Genomic DNA, 13,807 nt, shown 5'->3' on the forward strand with positions numbered 1-13,807 from the left:
AGCTTAACCGCTGGAAAGCGGCCTGTCCATATTGGTCTGGCCAATCATTCCAGCGATCCGATCAATCGTCGTCAAGCCGCTCGACATAATGGAAATAGTGGAAGTCGGCCGGGTAACCCGAACCGCTCATATCCTGACACGCCATGCCGACAAAGGCGCCGGTAAAATTGGGCAGACCCGCCAGCGTCGCCTCATCCGACAGGATGGAGGCGTCGAAACGCTGGGGCAGCCACGTCCATTCCGTCGCCCTTTCGGATCGGAAGGCGAAGCGCAATGCCTCATGATCGACCACCGCCCGCAATTCGACCTGGCCTGGGGGAGCCGAGACGGCGGGGCCCATCAGGCTTTGTCCTTCGCCGTTCGGGAGGACCGACAGGACCTGAATGAGCTTCTCGCCCGCATCCCCTGCCGTGATCTGGAGGAAATGATATTTGGTGCTGTTGTAATAGGCCACGATCCCGGCGGCCTGCTGGAAATGCTCGGGCTCGTAATCGACCAGCGTGCGCACGTCATAGCGGAAGGCGGTCTGGCGACGGGCGACCAGCGCCTGCTCGAAATGGCTGCCGATCGTCTCGCGCCCGAACAGCCGCAAATGGCCGGGACGGTCGGTCAGGCTGAAGATATACTCGGGCTCGGGCGTGCGAAGCCATTGGAAGGCGGCGGGAAGCGTCGGGCCGTCGAACCGATCGAGTGCCTCGACCGGCGCAGGGTTAGCCGCGACCGGGGTCGGCTCGGCACAGCGCAGCCAGCCGTCCGCGCCCCATTCCATCCGCTGGATCGCCGTCTCACGCCCCAAAACGCAGCGATTGCTGGCGGGCAGCGGACGGCCGCAGAGATAGGCCATCCACGTCTCGCCATCCGGTGTCTCGACCAGATCGCCATGGCCGGTGCGTTGCAGCGGTGCGTCGGGGGTATGGCGCGCGGTCAGCACCGGACCGTCGGGATGCACCTCATAGGGACCGAACAGATCGCGCGAACGCGCCATAGTCACGGCATGGCCCCGCTCCGTGCCACCCTCCGCGACCAGCAGGTGATACCAGCCGTCGTGCTTGTAGAGATGCGGCCCCTCGGTAAAGCCCAGCGGCGTCCCCTCGAAGATGTGTCGGCGTTCGCCCAGCAACTGGCCGGTGGCCATGTCCATCTGCTGGATCACGATCCCGGCGAAGCGCTTGCGGTCGGGCCGATGGTCCCACAGCATGTTGAGCAGCCAGCTGCGCCCGTCCTCGTCATGGAACAGCGCGGGGTCGAAGCCGCTGCTGTTGAGGTGGACGGCATCGGACCACTCGCCATCGATCCGGTCGCTCGATACCCAGTAATTGTGGAAGTCGCGCAGTGACGCGCCCTTGGCGCCGTCGACGGTGGTGCGGCCATAGCGCTTCACATCGGTGAAGATCAGGTGGAAACGCCCGTCGGCGTAGGTGAGGTCCGGCGCCCAGACACCGCAGGAGTCCGGATTGCCGCGCATGTCGAGCTGGCTCGCCCGGTTCAGCGGCCGGGCGACCAGCGTCCAGTTCACCAGATCGCGGCTGTGGTGGATCTGGACGCCCGGATACCATTCGAAGGTCGAGGTCGCGATATAATAATCCTCGCCGACGCGCACGATCGAGGGGTCGGGGTTGAAGCCCGGCAGGATAGGATTGTTCGGGGTCATGCGGGTTTGCGTACCAAGGTCCAGAGGAGAGCGGCACCGGCCAGATCGAGCAGGCCGAGCAGGATGAAGAAAGGCTGATAGCCGACCTGATCGACCAGCGAGCCGAGCGTCAGGGTGAAGATCAGCACGCCCAGATTGGCCGCCGTCCCCGACACGCCGGTCGCGGTCGCGACCTGATCCTGCGGGAACAGGTCGGAGCAGAGCGTAATGACGGTGACCGACAGCGTCTGATGCGCAAAACCACCCAGGCACAGCAGCGCGACGGCGGCGACGGGGCTGCTCACACTCCCGACGAACATCATACCGGTCATCAGCACCGCACCCAGCGTAAAGGCCCCGCGCCGCGCGTCGATCAGGTTGACGCCGCGTCGTTGCAGGAAGGCGACGACCGCAGGGCCGAACAGGCAGCCCAGATCAGCGGCGAGGAAGGGCAACCACGCGAACAGCGCGATCTGGGTCAGGTCGAAATGCCGCGCCTGGACGAGGTAGAGCGGCATCCACAGCGACAACATGCCCCAGACCGGATCGGCCAGGAACCGCGCCGCCGCGATCGCCCAAAGATTGCGACGGCGCAGCAGCTCGCCCAGCGGCGGACGGCGGCGCTGCTTGACAAGCGCGGCCTCCTGCCCCTCGACGATCAACGTCCGCTCGCGCGCGGACAGCGCCCGGTGGCGGGCGAGCGGCGCATACCAGAACAGCCAGGCCAGCACCCAGAGCAGACCCAAGCCGCCCGCGACGAAGAACGCCGCACGCCAGCTGTGATGGAACACCGCCCAGGCGACGAGCGGCGGCGCGAAGACCGCGCCGAACGACGCCCCGATCTGGTAGATGCCGCCCGCCACGCCGCGCTCGCGCGCCGGGAACCATTCTGCGACGACCTTCATGCCCGCGGGCTGCGCCGATCCCTCGACCAGCCCCAGCGCGCCGCGAAGCCCCGCAAAGCCCAGCCAGCCATTGGCGAAGCCATGCCCGATGGTGATGCACGACCAGACCGCGACGAACAGAGTGAAACCGATCTTCAGCCCGATCAGGTCGAGCAGATAGCCCGCCACCGGCTGGAACATGATGCCGAACTGAAACGCGCCGGTGATCCAGCTATATTGTTCCGAACTGATATGCTGTTCGGCCATGATCGCGGGCGCGGCGACGCCCAGGATGCTGCGCGTCAGATAGTTGATGACCATCGCGCCCACGAACAGCGCGATGATCGTCCAGCGAATATAGGGAAAACCCTTCACATGCGGTCCTTCGGCCTGTTCGGCATATGTCGTTCCCATTGACCTGATGCGGCCTGCCGGGGCACGGCTGTGGCTGAGCATCGGCATAGCGTGAAGCCCGATGACGGGACAGGATGACCTTGACCAAGATCCGAAAGCGCCCGCGCGGCGTGACCATCATCGACGTGGCCAAGGAGGCCGGCGTCTCGCCCATGACCGTCTCGCGCGTCATCAACGGCGATGCGGGCGTGCGCGACGAGGTGCGGGTGCATGTCCGCGAGGTCATCAAGCGGCTGAACTACACGCCCAATCTGATGGCGCGCAGCCTGGTCACGTCGAGCGAGATCCGCATCGGGGTCATCTATTCCAACCCCAGCGCCGCCTTCATGAGCGAGCTGCTGGTCGGCGTGTTCGAGGAAGCCTCGACCCGTGCGGCGCAGTTGTTCCTGCTCAAGGGCGAACAGGGCCGCCCGCCGACGCGCGAGGCGATCGAGGGGCTGATCGCGCAGCGGATCGCGGGCGTCATGCTGGCGCCGCCGCTGGGCGAGTCCGACTTCGTGCGGGATATCATCCGCGAGGCGGGGCTGCCCATGGCGGTCATCGGCGGCGTCGCGCCCGATGCCGTGTCCGTCTGGATCGACAATGCCCGTGCCGCCTATGACATGACCCGCCACCTGATCGGCCTGGGCCATCGCCGCATTGGCTTCGTCCATGGCAATCCCGGCCAGTCGGCCAGTATCGAGCGCCTGGCGGGCTTTCGCCGTGCGGTCGAGGAGGAAGGCGGGCTGGATACGCGGGTCGTCCGGGGCGATTACAGCTATGCCTCGGGCCTTTCGGCGGGCGAGGACCTGCTGGGCGGCGAAAACCCGCCGACCGCGATCTTCGCCAGCAACGACGACATGGCCGCCGCGATCGTCTCGGTCGCGCATCGGCGGCATCTGGACGTGCCGGGCGACCTGACGGTGGTGGGCTTCGACGACAGCACCGCCGCGACGACGCTCTGGCCGCCGCTGACCACCATCCACCAGCCCGTCCGCGCGCTGGCGACCGAGGCGCTGCAACGGCTGATCCAGGAAATTCGCGGCGGGGTTCCGGCGCCGAATGGCCAGCCGCGCGTCACGGTGCTGGAGCATCAGCTGATCGAACGCGACTCCACGGCCCCGCCGCGTTCGTAACTTTATTCCTCCCCTGCAAGGGGAGGTGGCAGGCCGCAGGCCTGACGGAGGGGTGTCGCCCTCTCGATAGCAGGACACCCCTCCACCATGCTGCGCATGGTCCCCCTCCCCTTGCAGGGGAGGAATGGAAATAAAAATAGGGTCCACCCCCTACCGCGCCGACGCTGTCACACCGGCTTCGGTCTGTACCACCGGCTTCATCGTCCCGTCAGGATTGTAGTAAAGCCGCTCGACCGTCACCGCGCGCCGCCCGATCGCACCGCTCTGATCGCCGATGGCCAAGTTGGCATTGTGCAGGAACAGATAGGAGTTGCCCTTGAAGTCCGCGATGCCGGGATGGATGGTGAAGCTGTACTTGCCCGAACCGGTCAGCAGCCCGCGATAGGTCCACGGCCCCTTGAGCGAGGTTGCGGTAGCATAGGAGACATGCTCATCCCGCTGCGTCGTCCGGTCGAGCGAGGCATAGGTCAGGTAATAGAGCTTGCCCCGCTTGTGCAGCCACGGCCCTTCCTCGAAATGGGGCGGCGTGATCTCGGTGATCGGGCCATCGATCTCGATCATGTTGGGCTTCAGCTTCGCGATATAGCATTGCCGATTGCCCCAGGCGATCCAGGTCGTGCCGTCGTCATCGGTCATCACGGTCGGGTCGATGTCTTCCCAACTATGCGTGCCCTTGGGCGTCATCTCATTGGTGATGAGCGCCGATCCCTTGGCATCGACGAACGGCCCGGTCGGCTTGTCCGAGACCGCGACCGCGATCGCCTTGCCCGGATGGGTGTTGTCATGCTCGACCGCGGCGTAGAACCAGTATTTGCCGTTCTTATAGATCGCCTGGCTGGCCCAGGCGTCCTTCTTCGCCCATTTGAAGTCGTGCACGTTCATGATCGGCCCGTGCGGCGTCCATGTCTTCATGTCAGTGGTGGAATAGACCAGCCACTCCTTCATGTTGAACATCTCGTCCCGCTGCGCCTCGTCATGCCCGACATAGAGGTACAGCCGATCGCCCACGACCAGCGGCGCGGGGTCCGCCGTGAAGCGGTCGCGGATGATCGGGTTGCTGCCCGGCCGGTCGGCCGCCAGGGCAGCCCCCGACGCGGCCAGCAGCAGGAGGGATGCGATCGTCCGCGACATCGTCATCGTCTGGGTTCCCGTCAGAAGTTGAAGCGCACGCCCGCGCGGTACACCCGCCCGAGAACGTCATAGAGCGCCGGGTTGACGAAATAGGGCGAGCGGGCCGGATCGCGATTGAACACATTGTCGACCTTGAAATAGGCCGTCACCGCCTTCGTCACATTATAGGTGCCGCCGACGTCGAAATAAAAGGCGCCGGGGATGAAGTTGTTGTCGATCGTCGGCCGGTTCGCGGTCGAGGCGGGGCAGCCGGTGGTGCACTCGATATATTGATTGCCCAGCTTGCCGTCGCTGAACCAGCGCTCCTGCAACAGCAGCGACCAGTCGTCGGTGGCATAGGTCTGCACCGCGAGCCACTTCCACTTGGGCGTCGCGCCGATGTTGACGCCCGCCGTGTCGTTCGGGATCGTGTTCGGCAGGCCGGTGTCGGTGATGAAGCGCCGGATATTCGTCGCCAGCGCGCGCAGCGTCAGATTGCCCGGCAGGCCCAGCGGATTACGCCAGCGATAGCTCGCCTCGATGTCGAAGCCGTCGGTCAGGATCGAGGCCAGGTTGAACGACTGGACGTTGATGAAGTTCGGGCCATTGGGGTTGTTCAGGTTGAACACGCCACAGGTTTCGGGCGCGATGTTCAGATAGCACAGGTTGACGATGTCCTGCGCGCCCAGGCTGGAGATCACGTCGGTGATCTTGATCTTGTAATAGTCGACCGACAGGCTGAGCCCCGGGATCGCCTGCGAGTTGGAGAAGGCAATGCCCAGCGTGGTGTTGCGCGCGATTTCGGGCGTCAGGTTGACGTTTCCGATGGTGTTCTGGAGCGCCAGCACATTGACGTTGCGGAACGGATCGAAAAAGCCGGGCAGCGTCGTGGTGACGGGCGCGGCGAACAGCTCCGACAGGTTGGGCGCGCGGACATCGCGCGAGGTCACGCCGCGGATGCGCAGGCCATCGACCGGCAGGTCCCAGGTGCCGCCGATCTTCCACGCCCAGACGGTGCCCGAGGTGCTGTAATCGGTGACGCGCACCGCGCCGTTGATGTTGGCGCGGCCACCCGCGTCCGAATTGATGACCGGCAGGTTCGCCTCGACGAACGCTTCCTTCACGCTATAGGCGCCGCTGCCGTTCTTGTAATTGCCCGCATACCAGTTGTTGCCGTCCGCCAGCAGCGCCGGGTCGGTAGGGTAGTTGGCGTTGGCGGGCGTGTTGGCAAAACCCGCGCCGTAGGGGTCGGCGCGCACGCGGTAGAATTCGTGGCGGAACTCGCCGCCGAACGCGATCGAGACCGGCCCCGCCCAGGACGAGAAGGGCGAGCCCGAGAAGTTCAGGCTGATGACGTCCTGTGTCTGGCGGGTCCGCTGATAGGGGCCATATTGCGGCATGATATAGCTGATCGCCGCCGCCGAGGGATTGCCCCCGAAGATGTTGAGCGGCTGGCATCCATTGGCGCGCGCGGTCGCATCGGCGCAGACGATCGCGCCATTCAGCGTCGTTGCGTTGATCGCCTGGTTGAAGCGGCGCGACAGCATGATGTTGCTGACATCGACATCGGTGTAGTTGGTGCCGTGCTCATAGTACATGTCGTAGGACCAGTCCGATCCTGCAACGCTTTCACGCCCCTTGGCCCCTGCGACAAAGCGATACTGGCGGCGATCGGTATAGACCTGGGTGTTGCCGAGCGCCGCGTTGCTGGTGCCGTACTGGAAATTGGTGATGCCCGCCGTGGCGCACTGCGCCTTGACCAGCGCGGGAACATAGGGATTGGCGCACTGGATGGTCAGGTTCGGGCGATTCTGCCCGCCGACTGGCTGGTTGTTGGTCTTCACCTGGCCGATATTGATCGTGCCGTAAATCTCGCCATTGGCGGCGAAGTCATAGCCGATACGACCATAGCCGTTGACGCGCTGGATCTTCGACTGGAGCGACCGTCCGGCATCGACATTGCCCGACAGGTCGCCACCCTGGCAGAAGCCGGGCAGACAGCCCCGGACATTACCCGCCGCGTCGCGCGCGGGCACGCCGTTCGAGCCGTATTGGAACTGGAACGGATTGCCGGACTGGTCGAAGGCGATGCCCTGAAGCGGCCCGGCGGTGATGAGGCCGTACTTCGTATAGTTGTAGGACTGGGCATAGTCGCGGAACAGATATTGCGGCGACCCGTCGTTCAGGACGTTGCGGTTGATCAGCGTCGACTGGCGGAACCAGTCGCGGCCGTTCGCCAGGCCGATGCCGAAGTCGCCGCCACCGACGCCGTCCTCATGTGCATATTCACCGCTGGCAATCACATGCACCGTGTCGTTCAACAGGCTGGTGCCGCCGGCCAGCTGGACCAGCACCTGCTGGTCGTCGCCATAGGTGGTGACGCCGCCCTGGACATTGCCCTTGATCCCCTTGAACCGGGTATCGGTGATGAAGTTGACCACGCCGCCGACCGCGTCCGAACCATAGGAGGCCGACGCGCCACCATTGACCACATCGACTCGCTTGATCAGCAATTGCGGAAACAGGCTGATATCGGGAACGCCCGTCACGTTCGCACCGACGACGCGCTGCCCGTCGAGCAGGGTCAGGGTGCGGATCGCGCCGACGCCGCGCAGCGAGAAGGAGCTGAGGCCCTGCTGGCCGCTCGACGTGCTGAAGGTGTTCGTCGCGGTGCCGGTCGAGCCCTGGAGCGATGGAAGCTGCGCAACCGTGGTGAAGACGTTGGGCTGGGCGTTGGCGGCGATCTGTTCCTCGCCGATCACCGTGGTCGGGGTGGGTGCGGTGAAGCCGCCGGTGGTGATGCGCGATCCGGTGACAATGATGTCGCGGGTCGGGGCTTCGTCGACCTGATCGGTTTGGGGCGTGGGGGTCTGGAGGGTTGTCGGATCGGATGAGGCGTCCTGCGCCGTCTGGTTCGGAGGAACCTGCGCCCAGGCCGGTGCGGCGATCATTCCGCCCGCCAGAACCATCAGGCTGGCCGCACCCAAGGCGCGACGGCGCAGCCGCCGGGTATGCGTTCCCGTCTTCATCATGATCCTCATCCCTTTTGATTCTGTTTTATCTGGTAACGTTACCAGCACTCATTTCCTGTTTTGGCGCTCGTGTCAATGTTGCAAAATGACACGTAGATCAGGCGAATGGGATTGACGGGATGAGCGAATGCCTCGCCCGGATCAATTCATCCTCCCCGGCACGGGGAGGGGGACCAGCGAAGCGGCTGGGGGGGCGTCCCCCAAAGGATGACCTTTGAAGAAGCACCCTCCGTCAGCGCTGTGCGTTGCCGCCTCCCCGTACCGAGGAGGATTTAAGGCCTCAATCCTTTGGACAATCCGCGCAGCGACCGCGCACCTCGATCACAGGACGCTCCGGACGGAACCCCGCGCCAACGGCGGCGTCGCGGACCGCGCCGGTCAGGCGGTCATCGTCGATATGCGTGATCTGCCCGCATTTGTCGCAGACCAGGAAGATGCAGTCGTGCAGGCAGTCGGGATGCGCGTTGGCGACATAGGCATTGGCGCTCTCCACCCGGCGGGCCAGGTTCGCGCCGACGAACAGGTCGAGGATGCGATAGACGCTGTTCGCCGCCACGCGTCGACCCTGCGACTGCGACATGACATCGGCGATATCATAGGCCGAGGCGGGCTTGTCGAACCCGGCCAGCGCCTCGAACACGCTGGCGCGCATCGCCGTCCACTGCTCCCCCGCCCGCTCCAGGGTGGCCTTGGCCGCGACGGAGAGATCGGCCCCCTGGGGCTCCTGATGGGTGTGAGCATGCGCCATGGAAGGGATTTAGGCGGTGCCGCCCCGGCGGGCAAGGTCCGGACGGCAAGGCCGGGCGGCAAGGTCGGGCGGCGGGGCATTCGGTCCACTATCGCGCGCGGGCACCAGACCCTATTATTGCATCATGCTGCAACCGAGCCCCGCCTTCATGATTACCGCCCGCCCCCGCAGTCTGGCACGCTGGCTGTTCGCGGTCGCCGGGCTGATCGTCGCCATGGTCGTCGTCGGCGGCATCACGCGCCTAACCAATAGCGGCCTGTCGATCACCGAATGGAAGCCGATCACCGGGATCGCACCGCCGCTGACCGACGCGCAGTGGCAGGCCGAGTTCGCCAATTACAAGCGCATCCCCGAATATTGGACCTTCAACCGCGACATGACGCTGGCCGGGTTCAAGGCGATCTTCTTCTGGGAATATCTCCACCGCGTGCTGGGTCGGGTGATCGGCATGGCCTTTGCCCTGCCGCTGATCTGGTTCTGGGCGAAGAAGGCCATTCCGGCTGGCTACAAGCCGCGCCTGGTCGCGCTGCTGGCGCTGGGCGGGCTACAGGGCGCGGTCGGTTGGTGGATGGTCGCGTCGGGTCTGGTCGAGCGAACCGATGTCAGCCATATCCGGCTGACCGTCCACCTGCTGACCGCGCTGTTCATCCTGGCGGGGATCGTGTGGACTGCGCTCGACCTGATGGCGCTGCACCGCAATCGCCTCGCGGCCCCTGCCCGGCTGACGCTGCTGGGTGCGGGCGCGGTGCTGACGCTGTTCGTCCAGCTGATGTTCGGCGCGCTGACCGCCGGGCTGGACGCGGGCTATGCCTTTTCCAGCTGGCCGCTGATGGGCGACGCCTGGTTCCCGGCCGGTACGCCGATGACGACACCCGCCATCGCCAATGCCTTCGACAATCCCGTGGTGGTGCAGTTCATCCATCGCTGGTTCGCCTTCGCGGCGGCGGGGATGCTCGCCTGGATGGCGGCGCGCGCGATCCGCCACGGGGCGCTGCGTGCCGGATGGCTGGTGATCGTGCTGGTCGTCGTCCAGATCGGCCTGGGCATCGCCACGCTTCTGTCAGGCGTGCAGATCGACATCGCGGTCGCGCATCAGGCCAATGCCGCGCTCCTGCTGATCGCCGCGACCGCCGCCGCGCACCGCCTCGGGAGCGCCGCCCAAACCCGCAAGGTATCATAATACCCGTCAGCAAAGGCCCACTTTGCTTGACATTTTGGGGGCCCTCCAGCATTGGACCCTCGTTCGCGCCGCCCGGGTTTACGGGCGGCGTGTTGCATTTCAAACCGAAAGGTCTCACGCCCATGAAGGCGCTCATGAAGACCACCAAGGCGGCCAAGCCGCACGAGGTGGAAAAGAAGTGGCATATCGTCGACGCCGACGGTCTGGTTGTCGGCCGTGCCGCCACCATCATCGCGAACATCCTGCGCGGCAAGCACAAGCCGTCGTTCACCCCGCACGTCGATTGCGGTGACAACGTCATCGTCATCAACGCGGATAAGGTGCGCTTCACCGGCAACAAGCTGGGTCAGAAGGTGTACTACAAGCACACCGGTTACGCCGGTGGTATCAAGGGCATCACCGCCGCCAAGGTCCTGGAAGGCCGCTTCCCCGAGCGAGTCCTGGAAAAGGCCGTCGAGCGCATGATCCCGCGTGGCCCGCTGGGCCGTCAGCAGATGCGCAACCTGCGTATCTTCGCCGGCACCGAGCATCCGCACGCCGCTCAGAACCCCGAAGTCCTCGACATCGCGTCGATGAACCGCAAGAACAAGGTGGGCGCATAATGTCCGATAACCGCCAGTCGCTCGCCGATCTCGGCGCTACCCTGAACCAGCAGGCCGCTGCCGCTCCGGCGCAGACCGCTGCTGCCGGTGAAGCGCCCGCCGCTCCCGCCGAGCGCGTCAGCACCACCCCGCTGCGTCAGCAGGAACTGGACAAGTTCGGCCGCGCCTATGCGACCGGCCGTCGTAAAGACGCCGTCGCTCGCGTCTGGCTGAAGCCGGGTTCGGGCAAGATCACGATCAACGGTCGTGACCAGGAAGTCTATTTCGCGCGTCCGACGCTGCGCCTCGTCATCAACCAGGTGTTCGGCATCACCGAGCGCGAGGGTCAGTATGACGTGATCTGCACCGTCAAGGGCGGTGGTCTGTCGGGCCAGGCCGGTGCGGTCAAGCACGGCATCAGCCAGGCGCTGACTAAGTTCGAGCCGGTTCTGCGCGCTCCGGTCAAGGCCGCTGGCTTCCTGACCCGCGACAGCCGTACCGTCGAGCGTAAGAAGTATGGCCGCGCCAAGGCGCGTCGCAGCTTCCAGTTCTCGAAGCGCTAAGATGCGGACCGCCTCAGATCGCGCGAGCGATCCGGGGACACGCTACGAAGCACGAAGGAGCGGTCCGGCAACGGGCCGCTCTTTTTGTTTGGGGCGGACATCATGCGCCCGACAGGACCAACGCTCCTATGACGAACCCTTTGTGGATTCCCGCCACCATCGCGGCCTCGGTCTTCCAGGTCGGACGCAACGCCTTGCAGCGTGGGGTCATGTCATCCTCGGGGCCGTGGGGCGCGACGCTGGTGCGGTTCCTGTTCGGCCTGCCCTTCTCGATCCTGTTCGTCACGGTCGGCCATCTCGTCATGCCGGGGGCCGATCTTCACTGGAGCGGCGCCTTCTGGCTGTCGGCGATCGTGGGAGCCGCGTCGCAAGTGCTGGCGACGGCCGCCCTGCTCGACGCGATGCAGCGGTCCGGCTTCGCGGTCGGCACCGCGCTCCAGCAAAGCTCGCTGCCGCTGGCCGCGCTGCTCGGCCTGATCGTCTATCATGACCGGATCAGCGGCGCGGCCTGGATCGGCGTGGCGATCACCACGGCCGGGCTGGTCGCCCTGTCCTGGCCGCCGCCCGAGCAACGCCGTGCCTCGCTGATCGGGGCGGCCATGGGACTGGCCTCGGGTCTGTTCTTCGGCTTCTCGCTCAATGCGTTTCGCCACGCCGCGCTGGCGCTCGATCCCGTCCACCCGGTCTTTGCCGCGCTGGTCTGTGTCGCCGTCGTTCAGGCGATGCAGACGGTCGCACTCGGCCTGATCCTCGCCTGGCGCGATCCCGCGACCCTGGTCGAGGTGGCTCGCCGTTGGCGGCCGTCGCTGGGCGCGGGATTGTGCGGCGCCTGTGCGTCGGCGGGATGGTTCGTGGCGCTCGCTTTGTCCCCCGCCGCACCGGTCCGCGCGCTGGGTATCATAGAGGCGCCCATCGCCGCGATGGCGGGACACCGGCTGTTCCGCGAACGACTAGGCGCGAGGCAAATCCTGTCGGGGGCCGCGATCATCGGCGGGGTATTGCTGACGACGCTGTTCTGACATGCGCGTTGTGGCAGCCATGTCATGGCGGCTTCATGGGGTGGCCATCGGGACCGTCGCATGGTGGCTGATATAAGGTTCGTGGAGGTAGGGACATGCAGGCTCGTCTCGGAACCCGTTTATGGCTGCTCGCCTTCGCAGGTTTTGCGTTGCCCGCATCTGCCTCACCGCCGTCCCCCGTCGATCTGTCGGAATTGGCCCCCGGCTGGCGGCTCTTGGCGAGTCAGGGTCCCGATGAGGAAGACCCGAGCGGCAACACCGCACCGGGCACGCTCCACCTCTGCATCACACGCGATGGCGGCAAGAGTTGCCACCCGGCGCTCGACGACCTGCTGGATAGACCCGACCAACCCAGCCCGTTCGACCAGGCGCATTATCTGGAAGCAGCCCGGATCGTCCGCGCCAATCCCAACCGGGCGCTGCTATGGGTGCAGGTGGCCAGTGTGCATGCCGGCAATGGCGACCAATGGGTCGGCCGCATGGCGCTATCCTATGACCGGGCAGCAAATCGCTTCGTGCCGGTGTTCCGCCAGCAGACGGGGCGTAACAACAATCAGGAGGTGCGGTTCGTCGAAAGGGGGCGGCTGCGCGGCGCGATCATCTCCGCTGTGCCCACGTCCGACGCACCGTTCGGCTTCTGGATCACCGTGAACCGGATGGATGCGAGCGGTCGCTATGCCCAGGTCCTGCGCTATCGCAGCGCGACGCATTATGGCGACGGCAATCCGCTGGCGGTGATCGACTCGGACATGCCCGAGACGCTGCGTCGGTTGAAGCTGTGGCAGCCGGGCGAACCGCTTCCCCTGCCCGATCGCGCCTGCCCCAAACCTCGACTGATCGCGCAGACCTTGTGGTGCACCGATCCGCCCGCTTTGAAATCGCATTAGAGCCGGACGATGGCGGTGGCGATCCTTTCGGCTTCTTCCGGGTCGTGCGTAACCATCAGGATCGGGATGCCGCTCCGGTCGCGCACCGCCTCCAGCGCATCCAGGATATCCCCCCGCCGCGCCCGGTCCAGTGACGACAAAGGCTCGTCGAGTAGCAGCACGCGCGGGTTGCTGAGCAGGGCCCGCCCTATCGCCACCCGTCGCGCCTCGCCGCCGGACAGGCTGCGCGGCCAGCGGTCGAGCAGATGGCCGATGCCCAGCATCGCGATCACGCCGTCCCAGTCGTTCCCGCCGCCCCGGCCCATGCCATAGCGCAGATTGGCCGCGACCCGCCGGTGCGGGAACAGGCGCGGTTCCTGAAAGACATAGCCGATGCGGCGATGCTCGGCGCGGACATCGATCCGGGCAGCCGCATCGAACAGCGTCTCGCCCGCGACCCGGACATGGCCCGCGTCCGGCCGGACGAGCCCGGCCACCATTTGCAGGATCGTGGTCTTGCCGACTCCCGACGGCCCGAACAGCACGGTCGCACCCGGCCCGGTGGCGAAGCACGCTGCAATCTGCCCCTCGCCCCGCCGCACCGTCACGTCGACGTCAAAGGACATGCAGCCCCCGCCCCATCCGCCGCGCCAGCCATTCCGAGG

12 protein-coding genes are annotated in these 13,807 nt (G+C 65.8%); 6 read left to right on the forward strand and 6 right to left on the reverse strand.

Annotated elements, in window-relative coordinates:
• Positions 1 to 61: 61 nt before the first annotated feature.
• Positions 62 to 1,651, reverse strand: coding sequence for a glycoside hydrolase family 43 protein (locus tag NS355_RS11310; RefSeq protein WP_058745811.1), 1,590 nt, complete (start codon positions 1,649 to 1,651; stop codon positions 62 to 64).
• A complete protein-coding gene (locus tag NS355_RS11315) occupies positions 1,648 to 2,928 on the reverse strand; it encodes an MFS transporter (protein WP_058745812.1) in 1,281 nt (426 codons plus the stop codon). The genes NS355_RS11310 and NS355_RS11315 overlap by 4 nt, the downstream gene beginning before the upstream one ends.
• 74 nt (positions 2,929 to 3,002) lie before the next feature.
• On the opposite strand from NS355_RS11315, the gene NS355_RS11320 reads away from it, so the two are divergent.
• Entirely contained in the window at positions 3,003 to 4,043 is a 1,041-nt protein-coding gene (locus NS355_RS11320) for a LacI family DNA-binding transcriptional regulator (protein ID WP_084787859.1), read from the forward strand.
• Positions 4,044 to 4,193: 150 nt separating this feature from the next.
• Here NS355_RS11320 and NS355_RS11325 read toward each other — a convergent pair whose 3' ends face one another.
• The 3 genes from NS355_RS11325 to NS355_RS11335 form a co-directional block, all read right to left on the reverse strand.
• Positions 4,194 to 5,174 carry a glycoside hydrolase family 43 protein gene (locus NS355_RS11325; RefSeq protein WP_244489659.1) on the reverse strand — a complete coding sequence of 327 codons (981 nt, stop codon included), beginning with the start codon at positions 5,172 to 5,174 and terminating at the stop codon, positions 4,194 to 4,196.
• 20 nt (positions 5,175 to 5,194) lie between these two features.
• Entirely contained in the window at positions 5,195 to 8,185 is a 2,991-nt protein-coding gene (locus tag NS355_RS11330; RefSeq protein WP_153008197.1) for a TonB-dependent receptor plug domain-containing protein, read from the reverse strand.
• Positions 8,186 to 8,465: 280 nt separating this feature from the next.
• Positions 8,466 to 8,933: a Fur family transcriptional regulator gene (locus tag NS355_RS11335; protein WP_056432966.1), complete on the reverse strand. Its 468-nt coding sequence runs from the start codon at positions 8,931 to 8,933 to the stop codon at positions 8,466 to 8,468.
• Between the two features lie 124 nt (positions 8,934 to 9,057).
• On the opposite strand from NS355_RS11335, the gene NS355_RS11340 reads away from it, so the two are divergent.
• The 5 genes from NS355_RS11340 (at position 9,058) to NS355_RS11360 (ending at position 13,163) form a co-directional block, all read left to right on the forward strand.
• A complete protein-coding gene (locus NS355_RS11340; RefSeq protein ID WP_244489660.1) occupies positions 9,058 to 10,113 on the forward strand; it encodes a COX15/CtaA family protein in 1,056 nt (351 codons plus the stop codon).
• A 122-nt stretch (positions 10,114 to 10,235) separates the two neighbouring features.
• Positions 10,236 to 10,715, forward strand: a complete 480-nt coding sequence (gene rplM, locus NS355_RS11345; RefSeq protein WP_037568175.1) for a 50S ribosomal protein L13 — start codon at positions 10,236 to 10,238, stop codon at positions 10,713 to 10,715.
• Positions 10,715 to 11,257, forward strand: a complete 543-nt coding sequence (rpsI, locus tag NS355_RS11350) for a 30S ribosomal protein S9 (protein WP_061778995.1) — start codon at positions 10,715 to 10,717, stop codon at positions 11,255 to 11,257. Before rplM ends, rpsI begins: the two co-directional genes overlap by 1 nt.
• A gap of 128 nt (positions 11,258 to 11,385) precedes the next feature.
• On the forward strand, positions 11,386 to 12,276 hold the full coding sequence (locus NS355_RS11355; RefSeq protein WP_058745815.1) for a DMT family transporter: 891 nt from the start codon (positions 11,386 to 11,388) through the stop codon (positions 12,274 to 12,276).
• Between the two features lie 95 nt (positions 12,277 to 12,371).
• Complete coding sequence (locus NS355_RS11360; protein WP_153008198.1) at positions 12,372 to 13,163, forward strand: hypothetical protein; 792 nt, start codon at positions 12,372 to 12,374, stop codon at positions 13,161 to 13,163.
• Here NS355_RS11360 and NS355_RS11365 read toward each other — a convergent pair.
• Positions 13,160 to 13,768, reverse strand: coding sequence for an ATP-binding cassette domain-containing protein (locus NS355_RS11365; RefSeq protein ID WP_058745817.1), 609 nt, complete (start codon positions 13,766 to 13,768; stop codon positions 13,160 to 13,162). The two genes, NS355_RS11360 and NS355_RS11365, sit on opposite strands and share 4 nt — an antisense overlap.
• Between the last annotated feature and the right edge of the window lie 39 nt (positions 13,769 to 13,807).

This window comes from Sphingomonas yabuuchiae (assembly GCF_001477495.1).
GTDB classification, from domain to species: Bacteria; Pseudomonadota; Alphaproteobacteria; order Sphingomonadales; family Sphingomonadaceae; genus Sphingomonas; species Sphingomonas yabuuchiae_A.

Bases quoted from the DNA above. Each gene is read 5' to 3' on its own strand.
- NS355_RS11310 (WP_058745811.1), bottom strand. From the start codon at position 1,651: ATGACCCCGAACAATCCTATCCTGCCGGGCTTCAACCCCGACCCCTCG.
- NS355_RS11315 (WP_058745812.1), bottom strand. From the start codon at position 2,928: ATGGGAACGACATATGCCGAACAGGCCGAAGGACCGCATGTGAAGGGT.
- NS355_RS11320 (WP_084787859.1), top strand. From the start codon at position 3,003: ATGACCTTGACCAAGATCCGAAAGCGCCCGCGCGGCGTGACCATCATC.
- NS355_RS11325 (WP_244489659.1), bottom strand. From the start codon at position 5,174: ATGTCGCGGACGATCGCATCCCTCCTGCTGCTGGCCGCGTCGGGGGCT.
- NS355_RS11330 (WP_153008197.1), bottom strand. From the start codon at position 8,185: ATGATGAAGACGGGAACGCATACCCGGCGGCTGCGCCGTCGCGCCTTG.
- NS355_RS11335 (WP_056432966.1), bottom strand. From the start codon at position 8,933: ATGGCGCATGCTCACACCCATCAGGAGCCCCAGGGGGCCGATCTCTCC.
- NS355_RS11340 (WP_244489660.1), top strand. From the start codon at position 9,058: ATGCTGCAACCGAGCCCCGCCTTCATGATTACCGCCCGCCCCCGCAGT.
- rplM (WP_037568175.1), top strand. From the start codon at position 10,236: ATGAAGGCGCTCATGAAGACCACCAAGGCGGCCAAGCCGCACGAGGTG.
- rpsI (WP_061778995.1), top strand. From the start codon at position 10,715: ATGTCCGATAACCGCCAGTCGCTCGCCGATCTCGGCGCTACCCTGAAC.
- NS355_RS11355 (WP_058745815.1), top strand. From the start codon at position 11,386: ATGACGAACCCTTTGTGGATTCCCGCCACCATCGCGGCCTCGGTCTTC.
- NS355_RS11360 (WP_153008198.1), top strand. From the start codon at position 12,372: ATGCAGGCTCGTCTCGGAACCCGTTTATGGCTGCTCGCCTTCGCAGGT.
- NS355_RS11365 (WP_058745817.1), bottom strand. From the start codon at position 13,768: ATGTCCTTTGACGTCGACGTGACGGTGCGGCGGGGCGAGGGGCAGATT.